This is a genomic window from Herpetosiphon sp. (genome assembly GCF_003512625.1).
Classification (GTDB): Bacteria; Chloroflexota; Chloroflexia; order Chloroflexales; family Herpetosiphonaceae; genus Herpetosiphon; species Herpetosiphon aurantiacus.
This window is the reverse complement of sequence record NZ_DOPT01000088.1, coordinates 14,638-26,995: the sequence shown is the minus strand read 5'-3', so window position 1 is coordinate 26,995 and position 12,358 is coordinate 14,638. Positions and strand designations below refer to the sequence as shown.

Below are 12,358 nucleotides of genomic sequence, written 5' to 3'. Positions count from 1 at the left end.
AAAAATCAGCGATAATGCAGCAATAAGCAATTATACTCTGGCTGAACCATCAACCACAGTAGGCTTCAAATGGGAGTGTTGGCATGAAACGGGGAATTCTCTACGCTGCCGGGGCTTATGCATGTTGGGGATTTTTCCCGCTCTACTGGAAGTTGTTGAACGGCATTCCAGCGTTGGAAATTTTGGCGCATCGCATGGCATGGTCGTTGGTGTTTGTGGGTCTGTTGGTAGTTCTTCGCGGCCAAATGGGCCAATTTTTGCAGGTGTTGCGCAATCGTCGCACAGTGTTAATCTATGCGACCAGCGCTTTTTTGCTCGGCATCAACTGGTATGTCTACATCTGGGCGGTCAATGCCAACCATGTGGTCGAAAGTAGCCTTGGCTATTTTATCAACCCTTTGGTCAACGTCGCGCTGGGCATGTTGTTTTTGGGCGAACGCGTGCGACGCTGGCAGGCTATGGCGATTGGTTTGGCCACCATCGGCGTGGTCTATCTTACCGTGGCATTGGGTGTGTTGCCATGGATCGCCCTAGCCTTGGCGTTTACCTTTGGATTTTATGGCCTAATTCGCAAAACTGCCGCGTTGGATTCGCTGCAAGGTCTCGCGTTGGAAACAGTCGTCTTTTTCGGGCCAGCGGCGGGCTATTTGCTCTGGCTCGAAACCCAAGGCAAAGCCGCTTTTGGCCATCAATCGTGGACGGTCAGCTTGATTTTGGCCGGCGCAGGCATTGTGACAGCGATTCCATTGTTGATGTTTGCCGCTGGTGCACGCCAAATCCCCATGACGACCTTGGGTTTATTGCAATATATCAATCCAACCATGCAATTCAGCCTTGGTGTGTTGCTCTACCATGAGCCAATCTCAGGCACAAAATTGATTGGTTTTGCAATTATTTGGATTGCCTTAGCATTGTACAGCTTCGAAAGCTATCTCAATCGTGGTCAAATTGCGAAGCCAGCAGCTCAGAGCAGTTAATTGGTTGGGAATACCACTGATCGCGTAGCCCTGATTATTATTATTTGTTCAAACCCTAGGCATAGCCTATACTGAATCACGGGATCGATTTGGAACATACATGGTTGTGTTCCTCAGTGTGAGGTCTATCAGATGACGGTTGATGCTGCCTTAGCATGGGTCAACGATCGCCACGACGATCTATTAGCACGATTTAGTGAATTGCTGCGAATTCCTTCAGTGAGTACCGACCCCGCCTATGCTGCCGATGTGCAACGCTGCGCCGATTGGCTGGTTGGCGACCTACAACGAATTGGGTTTGCTAATTGCCAAGCGATTGCGACCAGCGGGCATCCTGTGGTATATGGCGAATGGCTCAAGGCTGGGTCGGCGGCTCCAACTATTTTGGTCTATGCCCATTATGATGTTCAACCAGTCGAGCCGCTAGAATTGTGGAAAAACCCGCCATTCGAGCCAGTGCTGCGCGATGGCAAATTGTATGCGCGTGGCTCGATCGACGATAAATGTGGAGCATTCGCCAATTTGATCGCCTTTGAAGCGCTGCTTGCGACCACTGGCACACTCCCCGTCAACATTAAAGTCATCTTTGAGGGCGAAGAGGAAACCGGCTCACCATCAATGGAGCCATTTGTGCGCGAGTATCAAGCTTTGCTCGCCGCCGATTTGATGTTGATTTGTGATGGTGGCTCGCTGCCCGATCAACCGTTGATGTTCTATACCGCCCGTGGCATTATTGGGGCCGAAGTCAAAGTGACTGGGCCAAGCCATGATCTGCATTCGGGCTTAGTTGGCGGGGCAGTCCAAAACCCAATCCATGTGGTTGGCAACATTATCGCCGCGCTACACGACGAAACCGGACGTATCCAAATTCCTGGTTTTTATGCTGATGTTCAAACGCCTTCGGCTACAGAGCAAGCCCTGATGGATGCGCAAGAACAAGATTTTTTCGCCATGTTGAAAAATGAAAGTGGTCGCGAGAGCTTTTGGGCCAACGAGCTTGGTTCATTGGTCGCCCGCACCACGGCCTTGCCAACCTGCGATGTAAACGGCATTTGGGGTGGCTACCAAGGCGCAGGCACCAAAACAATCATTCCGGCTGAGGCTGGCTTTAAGGTTACGATGCGCTTGGTTGCCAACCAAGATCCTCAGGCTGTGCTCGAATCATTCTGCCAGTTTGTCCAAGGCTTCACCAGCTCCACCGCTGAGGTTCACGTTACCAAAGGTCAAACCAGTTACCCGGTTAATTTGCTCTACGATGGCCCAGTGATTGATGCATTGCAAGCGGCATTTGAAGCAACGTGGGGCAAGCCAGCCATGCTCTATCGCCAAGGTGGCTCAGTGCCAATTATGGGCATGTTTCAGCGCGAGTTGGGCATTGATTTAGCAACACTCGGCTTTGGCACCGGCGATAATGGTCATGCGCCCAACGAATATCTGCTGGTTGATGCCTTCTTCCGTGGAGTCGCCACCGCCATCCATTTTTACACTCGTATGGGTCAGCAATAAACGAAACAAGCGCAGAGGGATTGGATTCCCTCTGCGCCACGACCGCTAGCAATAACCAATTAGTCTTGGAAGGTTAAAACGGCAAACGGCTCACCAAAAGGCTGTTCGGTTGTTTCAACAAAACCACATGCCTGATACAAACGCCGTGCAACCTCATTCTCGGCTTCATAGCTAACCCCAACCGACTTACCGCCAGCCGCCCGAATCGCCTGTATCACCAGCTCAATCGCCTGCCGCCCATAGCCACGCCCTTGAAATCGCATATCAACCAAAAGCCGCAAAATCCCCCAACCATAGTCTGGATCATAACCATACATCACAAAGCCGACCAGCATATCATCAGCATAGATGCCTTGGGTTATCCAGTGAGGCTCGAACTTAGCTTGGACAAGCGAGGTTGCGGTACTGGCAACAAATCGTGTTTGATGAGGAGCAACGGTTAATGCCAAACAAGCACGAGCATTGGCAAGTGTAATCGGCTGAAGTCGAATTAGGCTATCAGGATAAAGCCGTGATGGAATTGATAATCGAAACGTTAACTCCTCGACTGTATCGGTCGGGATCGGCGACCATCCAAGCGCAACGAAAAACGCTTGGGCAACAAGATTTGATCGAGAGGTTACATAGAGATAGTCCACTGATGGATACAGTTCAAGTTCTGCTACCAATGCAGCAATTGCGGCCCGCCCATAGCCACGTCGAATATAGCGATCATCAATCACGAGATCATACAACCACCAGCGTCCATCATCAATCGAGCAACCTGAAACGAGAAGGCCAACAAGATTGCCAGTTTTATGATCGACGATGGCGCGAACTTGGGTATTCGGAATAATCGCGGCGCGTGCATAGGCCATAGTCAAAATAGATGGATCTTCCTGAAAAGCATGCGAGTTAAACGCTTGAGCCATGGTCAAGGTCAATGGTTGTAACACAACCTCCATAAGGTACTTCCTTTCACGAGCAATCCCTACCAACAACAAAAGGGACGGCATCAATAGACCTGGCAGGTCTACTCGATGGCCGTCCCCAAAATGGTGGTCGGAATTCAATTGAGGCGAACAACTATTCGCATACTAATTCTACAGCAACAGCGATAGGGGTGTCAACGCTATATATCAGCAGCGGCAAAGTCCAAACTCCTTAAACCTTTGCACGTTGCCGATTTTCTGCCTACACGTCGTTTGGGAGCGGGAGTGAGGGAGGGTGACAATTGGTTATTAACCCAATGAACCATTCCATCTATGTTCTATGTTCATCCCTTTGACTTTTGCCTGCTGATTTTTGATAATAGCGCTACACCTAGCATGTCAAGGAGGACAGGATGCTTAACGGGAAAGTCGCAATTGTGACAGGCGGAGCGATTGGAATTGGGGCGGCGACGGCGCAACTCTTAGCCAAACAAGGCGCAATAGTGGTTATCGGCGATATTAATGAGCAAACTGGCTTAGCAACGGTTGAGCAGATTCGCGGCAACGCAGGCCAAGCCTATTTTCGCCATTGCGATGTTAGCCACGAAGCCGATATCCAAGCCTTAGTGCAGTTCGCTCTCGACCAGGGCGGCTTGGATATTATGATTAATAATGCTGGAATTGGCGGCAAGCCTGCACCTTTGCACTTAACCGAGAATCACAATTGGCAACGGGTGTTAGACATCGACTTAACTGGCGTATTTTGGGGTCAAAAATATGCTAGCCAAGCCATGCTGGCAGGTGGCAAAGGCGGCGCGATTGTCAATGTTGCCTCGATTGCGGGAGTGGCTGGCTCTCCCAACCTTGGGCCATATGGCGTGGCCAAAGCTGGAGTCATTCAAATGAGCAAAACTGGCGCAATTGAACTGGCCTCTGCTGGCATTCGGATCAATGCAGTTTGCCCAGGCTGGACGGAAACCGCTATTTTAGATACATTCGAGCCAAGCGTTCAAGAACGGCTGATTCGCTCGATTCCGCTCAAGCGTATGGGCACGCCCCACGAAATCGCCGAATTAATCGTCTTTTTGGCCTCGCCAGCAGCTAGTTTTATCACTGGAGCTGAGTATATTATTGATGGTGGGATTACCAGCATGTAGCTTAATTTGCGAAGAAAGAGGCCTGTGTGACTGCCTATACAATTGAACATCAGCTGGATAATGGCATCGAACGGATTATCTATACGCCTCAAGAACAACGTTTCCAAACTCCAATTTTAATGGGCCATGGCATGTGGCATGGAGCATGGTGTTGGCAACCATGGCAAGCATTGCTGGCCGAATGGGGTTGGCAAAGCATCGCCTTCAGTCAGCCAGGCCATGGTCAATCGCCGGCCCAACGTGCCAATCGCTGGAATACACTGGGCTATTATTACCGCACACTCAAAGCCGAAATCGAGCGTTTGCCAATCAAGCCAATCTACATGGGCCATAGTATGGGTGGCGCTTTAGGCCAGTGGCATCTTGCCAAAGGCGGCGATGATTTGCCCGCAATGGTTTTGGTGGCACCTTGGTTGAGCCATAGCATGCGCCCAGTTTTTGCCAATGCCCAGAAACTTGACCCTTGGGGCACGCTTTTGTGCTGGCTTTCGCTCTCGGCAACGCCCACGGTTCGCACGCCCAAACGCGCAGCCTTTTGGTTTCTTAGCGAAGATGCGACCATTAAACCCAAACAGTTGCATAGCCAGCTTGCGCCTGAATCGGCATTGGTGTTGTTACAATATCGTTGGCCCTTGTGGCGACCAGCCAAACAGGTCAAAACACCGTTGTTATGGCTGGCCGCCGAGCAGGATCGTTGCATTCCCGAACAATATTCGCGACCTTCAGCTGCCCATTACAATGCCGAATATTGGGTCATTCCCAAGGCCAATCACGATTTGATGTTCGAGGCATCGTATCGCGAAACCGCCGAATTGATTCATAATTGGTTACAATCTGTCGTTACAGGAACCCAGCATGATCAGCATTCAAGCCTACAATTTCAATCAAGCGCAAGCTAAAATCGACCAATTGTGCCATTTATTAATTGATAGCGTTGGACAAGGCGCATCGATCGGCTTTCTGCCACCGCTGAGCCAAGCTGAAGTAACCGCCTATTGGCAAGCGATCATCGGCGATCTACAAACAGAGCAACGAATATTATTGGTAGCATTGCAGGATGATCAGATCGTCGGTAGCGTCCAGCTTGATTTGCCTAGTAAAGCTAACGCCAGCCATCGTGCCGAAGTGCAAAAATTATTGGTGCATTCACAATTTCAACGCCGTGGCATTGCCCAACAATTAATGAATGCTCTTGAAATACATGCCCAAGCCCAAGGCCGCTGGCTTTTAGTGCTCGATACCCGTCAAGGCGATAAAGCCGAGCCGCTTTATCGCAAATTGGGCTATCAAGCGGCGGGAGCAATTCCCAATTTTGCCCAAAGCGCCGACGGCACAACTCATGCCACAATCTTTTTCTATCGCGAGTTGGCACCCAACGTTTAATGCTCCCTCACCCCCGACCCCGCTCCCACGGTGAAGGGCGAGGGGGTCAGCTTACAAGGGTAGGTTTTACGCCCCCTCACCCCCAACCCCGCTCCCACGGTGAAGGGCGAGGGGCGTTCCAATCATCATCATGGACGGTTCTCCCTCGCCTCGCGGGTGGGCGAGGGGGTCAGGGGGTGAGGGCATGAAAATCGATGATTTGGTGATCGTATAGCTTTTCCTAAACTCATAATTTCGCTCAGCAAAACTGCCAAGATCTTTTATAATGCATTCACGCTCTTGCTTCATTATTGCCGCTTATTTCGCTCAATCAAATCATTATGTTCAGTTAATCTCGGTGGATGTGAAGGAGTTTCTATGCAACGGAGCGTTCTCTATCGATTGTTGTTATTAATGATGCTCAGCGCTTGTGGCACAACCCCAGCCCAGCATCCAACCACCACCAGCGTTGCTGCTGAAACTCCAGCAATTCTTGCCGCCGAAATTACGCCTGAAGCCCAAAATTATCCTTTATTGACCGCCTATCAACAAGTAATCAACCAGGCTTTAACCGCAACGCCACCAGTCTTGACCTTGGGCAGTCTCGATTCACAACAAGCCATGGCGCAGATTGTCGCGCTCAACGAGCCGAAATTACAAAGTCAATTCGTTGATCAAACTGGCACGCCCTTTCGGAACGAGGTATTTGGGGTTGTGCCAGTCCGCGAAAGCGATATTATTGAAGCAACCGCTGCCTGCTTGCAAGTCAGTTGCTATCGCGTCGAGGTCTATAATTTCGCCTTGAATTTGACCCTTGCCATCACCGTTGATGTTTCCAATCAAAAAGTGATTGTGGTCGAACGCCTCGCCAACAGCCAGCCCGATATTCCCGAATACCTAACCGCAGTTGCCCGCGAAATTGCCAGCAATGCGGCTGAAGTCGAGCAAGCTCTCGGCTACAAACCAACCTCGGATCAAGCGGTGATGGCCAATACCAAAACTGCCTTGAATGCGACCCGCTGCGAACGTTCAATCCATTTGTGTGTTGCGCCAACCTTTGTTGCAGGCGAACGGGCACTCTGGGCAATTGTCGATTTGACCGATACCCGCTTGGTTGGGGTGCGCTGGACAAATGTTGGAGCAACTGGCCCTGCCGTCACCGAAAAGGGCATGCAAAACGAGGCCGTACTGAAATATTGCGACCACACCACCCGCCTAGAGCGCGATGGTTGGGCCTTTGATTATATGCTGACTTCATCCGATGGCCTGCGAATTTCCGATGTGAGCTATCAAGGCAAGCCCTTATTCAAAAGCGCCAAGTTGGTCGATTGGCATGTTAACTATAGCGAACGCGATGGCTTTGGCTATAGCGATGCCGTCGGTTGTCCTTATTTTTCGCAAGCGGCAGTGATTGCGGTCGAACCACCGATGATCGGTGAGATTCGCGAGAATGATCAGGTGGTCGGCTTTCAACTAGTGCAGGAATTTTGGTCGGAGCTTTGGCCTGAGCCATGCAATTATTATTATGAACAGGCCTTTTATTTCTATTTTGATGGGCGTTTTCGGCCAGCGATTGCCAGTGTTGGCCGTGGTTGCGGCGATGATGGAACCTATCGACCTGTTACCCGCATCAGTTTGGCCGAAACTGGCACGATCAGCGCCTGGAATGGCACGCAGTGGCAAGCGTGGCAAACAGAGCAATTGCAAGGAGCCGACACGCGCCAAATCAACCCTGATGGCGCGGAATATCGCCTCGATTTGGCCAATGGCGAGAGTTATACGATTGCAACAGGTCGTGGCCAATTTGATGATGGCGGGCGAGGCGACCAAGCCTATGTGTATGCAACGCTTGATCATCCTGAACGCGACGAAGGCGAAAGCGATATGGTGACGATTGGTCCATGCTGCAATACTGATGCCAACCAAGGCCCAGAACAATTTATCGATAATCCGCCCGAAAGCATTAGCAACCAACATATTGTTCTATGGTACGTAGCCCAACTCAAAAACGATGATACGCCTGGTAGCCAATATTGCTGGGCCGAATCGGTGTTGCGACGTGGCGTGTACATACCAGAGGAATATCCATGTTGGTCGGGGCCGCTCTTTCAGCCAGTACGAGGCAAATAAATGAGTCGTCGCAAAAAACGCCCAACCTCTGCTCAACCCGTAGCCAAAGCCAGCCAGATAGCTAGCACTAAAGCGACCAAAGCGCAACATCGCCGCTCGTTATTGGCAGTTGGCAGCGTCCTTGCGGTGCTCAGCGTTTTAGGTTTAGGTTTGTGGTGGGTAAATCGTAGTTCAGCGACTGCCAGCAATTTTCCAGTTGGCGAAGTAACCTCGTGCAAGCAAATCCCGCCCTTTGCCCAAGCTCAAGGATTCGGGGTCAATGCGGTTTTAGATACTCAAGCGCGGCGCGTGCGTGGCATGGTAATGTACGATCTGACCAGCGATGGTCAAGAGGCCAGCCAACCAGCACCCTATCAACACCCTTCTTGGTCAAAAGCAGGCTACTTGAGTTCACCAATTTTGGATCGCGATGGGGCGATTTACGTTGGCGCAGTGCCGTGGGTCAGCATTTTGTATAATCCCCCAGCAGCAGCCAACAAAGTCTATCGGATCGATCCACGCACTGCCGAATTGAGCGAATTGCTCGATTTGCCAACAGCTGCACCCGCCAACAATACCAATCCCTATGGCATTTTGGCGCTCAACTACGATTGCAACACCCATAGTTTGTATGTTTCATCGGTGCTTGGCTCGACCAAAGATCAACAATTTGGGCGGATTTTTCGCGTCGATTTAGCCACGAATAAAGCCAGTATCGTAATTGATGGCGTTGATAGCTTTGGCATTGGAGTGTATAACGGTAACACTGGCAAGCGCTTGTATTATGCATTGGCGCGGCAGCCGCAAATCTACTCAATTGCCTTAGATAACCAAGGCAACCCAACTGGCCAGCCGCGCCAAGAGATCGATTTTAGCGGTCAAGGCTATCATGGTGATGAGCGTGGACGACGGATTAGCTTTGGCGATGCCACCATGCAAGTGCGCATCGTTCAATTCGATTACACCCTAACTGCGGTTACCAACCCAAATGAAACAACCTTGAGCTACCGTTACAACCCACAAACTGATAGCTGGCAAGCTGAACCATAACCAAGGAGCCTATACGACCGTAGTTCGCAGGTCGCGATTGACAGACCCAAAATCCCATAAACGAATCCGCCTAAAGTACCGTTTAAAGTCATGCAGAAAAGCTCAAAATATAGTGTAGTGTGTGGAGCAATATTCGCGTGCAGCTAGCACCTATTCTGCGGCGGAGGCATCGCATGCATACCATTATTTTGACTGGTGATAGTGAAGCCAGCATTCACTGCCTGAAAACCATCAGCAGCAGCTATACAGTAAAACCTCTCAGCCCAACCACTGGTGCTGTGCATATTGGTGAATATCGATTAACTACCACCACCAGCATTCGCTTGTTGGCGGTGCCTAAAGATTTATACGAGGAATTAGGCAGTGGCTTGATGGAACGAGCCATCGCCACCATTACCTTTGTCGATGGCTGCCAGCCCTCGGTGGATAGCGGCTATTTTGTCAACGAGCTTGAAGAACAGGCTTTTCGCTTGGGCAAGCCCTTGATTGTGGCGGCAACCCGTGGCAATGCTCCAAATGCCTTGAGCAGCGAGGCTTTGCGCGAAGCCTTGGGTACATCAAGCTATGCCACCGTGGCGAGCTGCGAACTCCAACAAATTAGTACCTTGTATCGGCTGATTGGCCAGGCGATTAAGCTGGCTCCATCGACTGCTCAACGCCATGCCCAATTGCAACAAGTGCTCAATCAATTGGTCAATGTGTCGCAATATCGGCTGCGGGGCATCGCCTTGGCAACTCACGAAGGCCTAACTTGTGCCCTAAGTTTCACCAAATCAAGCACCCATCAACGGATTAGTGGCTTATCCAAAGCTTTGTTAGATGTCTATCGCCAAATGGGCTATGCATGTGAATTGGGTTGGGCCAGTGCCTTAATTCTGCATGCCGACGAAGGCACGCTGATTGTCGAAACCCTTGGCGAATATCTGGTCACAATGTTATGTGATGATGATTTAGGCGATATTGATGCGCTACGACGTGATCTGAGCGCCGCATTAATGCCCCAACCAGCTGAGCCACAACTCCACGCCGCCTAAAAAACGACGGGCTACCATATTCGCTTGGTAGCCCGTCAACTATTTAATCAGCCATAAATTGGCGTGGACGGTCGGGATAATCAGCGCCAACCGCATCAACCCCCAAACTCAAAATATGTTGATAATCTTGTTCGGGGCCACCCCATGGGCTAACAAACAAATCAGCAGCATGGCAAGCTTCGACTTCCTCGCGGGTCAACATTGCCCAATAAGGCATCACCAAATCAGCATTCACCAATTTAGCCATAGCCGGCGCATCGGGCACGCGCGAGGCATAAATCACCCCAGTTGCTACATCGGGAGCGATCGCCTTGAGTTGGCCCAACACCACATGATCAAACGAAATCGCCATGACTTGATCACGCACATTCAATTCATCGAGCAAACGCACCAAGGCCACTTCAATATCGGGGTAGAAAATCGGGCCATTTTTTAGTTCAATCACCACTTTAGTGCGATCCTTGGCCCATTGCAAAACCTCGCGCAAAGTTGGCACGCGGCAATCGCTGAACGAAGGATCGAACCATGAGCCAGCATCAAGCGCCTGAATTTCGGCAGCAGTGTGGTGACAAACTAAGCCCGAGCCGTTGGTAGTGCGATTGAGCGTTGGATCATGGATCACCATCAACTCACCATCTTTGCTCAAATTAACATCTAATTCCACGGCATCGGCGCGTAAAGCCAAGCCACGTTGAAAAGCCGCCATAGTATTTTCAGGAGCATAGCCTGCTGCTCCGCGATGCCCAATTACAAATGGCCCTTTGCGTGCGCCAAACGGCTGTAACACAGCGACCTCCTTCACAAAAGCTTTTGGTTAATGCCATTGTGCAACGCCTCTGCGGGGCTGTCAATCTACGCCACCCGTTTGGGGATCGGTTATTGGTGGGCGGGGATCGGGAACGCAGAAAATCTATTATTGGTCTATAAAGCAACCAATGGGGTATAGATAAAACAATGATAATTTCCAAAACAAATATTAGGGGATGCAAGGGGATGAAAACCCCTTGCGTTTCCCTCCGGCGGAGGGACGGAAGGGTGGCGAATCAATTATTAAGAATTGTGTCCTGGGAGCATAGCAACCACAAAGGCACAGAAGATCTAGGCTATTATCGCCATATAACAATATTAAAATCTTTAACTTGCAATTAAAAAGTTTTAATATATACTTATGCACATCCACACATCAAACGGCACACCACTTCCAACAATTTCTCATCAACCCAACGTAACTAGGAGGATCAGCAATGCATCTATCTGTTCGGCGGTACGCACGGGTCGCGGTGGTTTTGAGCGTTTTAGGCTTGAGCTTGGCCCAAGGCGATGTGACCTTAGCCAAGAAGGAAGTCGAAGCTGGGGTTGACCCACATACCATCGTGGCTAGTGATGGGAAGCCTGTAGACGTTATTACTGATGGCATTGTTTATGATCAATTTGGGGCCTATATCGCTGGTAACGAAGGAACTGGTGTTTTAGCCGAAGATGATCGAGCCGAGGCCGTTGATCCCAATGCCTTGCCTGCAACCCAAAGTGGCAGCCAAGAAGGCTTAAATTCAGTGATTGGTACTGATAATCGCGTGCGAATCACCGCGACGACCTCAGACCCCTATCGCCGGATCGGCCAAATTACCTTTAGCAGTGGCGGCGGCAACTACATTTGTACTGGTTGGTTGATCAGCGCCAACACCGTGGCAACCGCAGGCCACTGTCTCTGGAGCAACAACGCTTGGGTCACCAACGTTAAGTTCTACCCAGGTCGCAATGGCACATCGAACCCTTACGGCGGCTGTAACGCCACCAAACTCTTTACGGTTTCACAATGGCAAACCAGTGGCAGCCCCAACTACGATTATGGTGCATTCAAAATTAATTGTAGTGTTGGCAGCCAAACTGGCTGGTTCGGCTTGCGTGCCCCAAGCAACACCGGCTTAGTTGGCCAAGTAACCAACATTGCTGGCTACCCAGGCGATAAAACCTCGGGCACGATGTGGTTCCACGCCGATACCGTGCGCAGCTACACCAGCCTACGACTCTCGTATGCCAACGACACCTATGGCGGCCAAAGTGGCTCACCAATTTGGAACAGCAGCGGCAGCTGCACCAACTGTTCGATTGGCGTACACACCAATGGCGGTACCACCACCAACTCTGGTACACGCATCACCTCAACCGTCTTGAGCAACTTCAACACCTGGATCAATACTGCCCCATAAACCAAACTCCAAGCAAAGCAACGCTCTCGATCAGCTGATCGA

General features: G+C 50.6%; 11 protein-coding genes. 9 read left to right on the top strand and 2 right to left on the bottom strand.

Annotated features, from left to right (window positions below; genetic code table 11):
* Positions 1–83 precede the first annotated feature (83 nt).
* Both rarD and DEF47_RS18655 read left to right on the top strand, forming a co-directional pair.
* On the top strand, positions 84–977 hold the full coding sequence (gene rarD, locus DEF47_RS18660; protein ID WP_012189210.1) for an EamA family transporter RarD: 894 nt from the start codon (positions 84–86) through the stop codon (positions 975–977).
* Between the two features lie 132 nt (positions 978–1,109).
* Positions 1,110–2,483: a dipeptidase gene (locus tag DEF47_RS18655; RefSeq protein WP_012189209.1), complete on the top strand. Its 1,374-nt coding sequence runs from the start codon at positions 1,110–1,112 to the stop codon at positions 2,481–2,483.
* A gap of 59 nt (positions 2,484–2,542) precedes the next feature.
* Here the strand turns inward: DEF47_RS18655 and DEF47_RS18650 are convergent, their stop codons facing one another.
* On the bottom strand, positions 2,543–3,427 hold the full coding sequence (locus DEF47_RS18650) for a GNAT family N-acetyltransferase (protein WP_012189208.1): 885 nt from the start codon (positions 3,425–3,427) through the stop codon (positions 2,543–2,545).
* 380 nt (positions 3,428–3,807) lie between these two features.
* On the opposite strand from DEF47_RS18650, the gene DEF47_RS18645 reads away from it, so the two are divergent.
* The 6 genes from DEF47_RS18645 (at position 3,808) to DEF47_RS18620 (ending at position 10,106) form a co-directional block, all read left to right on the top strand.
* Positions 3,808–4,551, top strand: a complete 744-nt coding sequence (locus tag DEF47_RS18645; RefSeq protein WP_012189207.1) for an SDR family NAD(P)-dependent oxidoreductase — start codon at positions 3,808–3,810, stop codon at positions 4,549–4,551.
* A 26-nt stretch (positions 4,552–4,577) separates the two neighbouring features.
* On the top strand, positions 4,578–5,450 hold the full coding sequence (locus DEF47_RS18640; protein WP_012189206.1) for an alpha/beta hydrolase: 873 nt from the start codon (positions 4,578–4,580) through the stop codon (positions 5,448–5,450).
* Positions 5,407–5,934: a GNAT family N-acetyltransferase gene (locus tag DEF47_RS18635; RefSeq protein ID WP_012189205.1), complete on the top strand. Its 528-nt coding sequence runs from the start codon at positions 5,407–5,409 to the stop codon at positions 5,932–5,934. Before DEF47_RS18640 ends, DEF47_RS18635 begins: the two co-directional genes overlap by 44 nt.
* 357 nt (positions 5,935–6,291) lie before the next feature.
* A complete protein-coding gene (locus DEF47_RS18630; RefSeq protein ID WP_012189204.1) occupies positions 6,292–8,043 on the top strand; it encodes a hypothetical protein in 1,752 nt (583 codons plus the stop codon).
* Positions 8,044–9,072, top strand: a complete 1,029-nt coding sequence (locus DEF47_RS18625; protein ID WP_012189203.1) for an SMP-30/gluconolactonase/LRE family protein — start codon at positions 8,044–8,046, stop codon at positions 9,070–9,072.
* 173 nt (positions 9,073–9,245) lie between these two features.
* A complete protein-coding gene (locus tag DEF47_RS18620) occupies positions 9,246–10,106 on the top strand; it encodes a hypothetical protein (protein ID WP_012189202.1) in 861 nt (286 codons plus the stop codon).
* Between the two features lie 43 nt (positions 10,107–10,149).
* On the opposite strand, the gene DEF47_RS18615 is transcribed toward DEF47_RS18620, so the two are convergent.
* The gene (locus tag DEF47_RS18615) at positions 10,150–10,893 is read right to left on the bottom strand and encodes a glycerophosphodiester phosphodiesterase (RefSeq protein ID WP_012189201.1); all 744 of its coding nucleotides are present in this window, start codon (positions 10,891–10,893) and stop codon (positions 10,150–10,152) included.
* Between the two features lie 457 nt (positions 10,894–11,350).
* On the opposite strand from DEF47_RS18615, the gene DEF47_RS18610 reads away from it, so the two are divergent.
* A complete protein-coding gene (locus DEF47_RS18610) occupies positions 11,351–12,316 on the top strand; it encodes a trypsin-like serine peptidase (RefSeq protein ID WP_012189200.1) in 966 nt (321 codons plus the stop codon).
* The last annotated feature ends 42 nt before the right edge of the window (positions 12,317–12,358 follow it).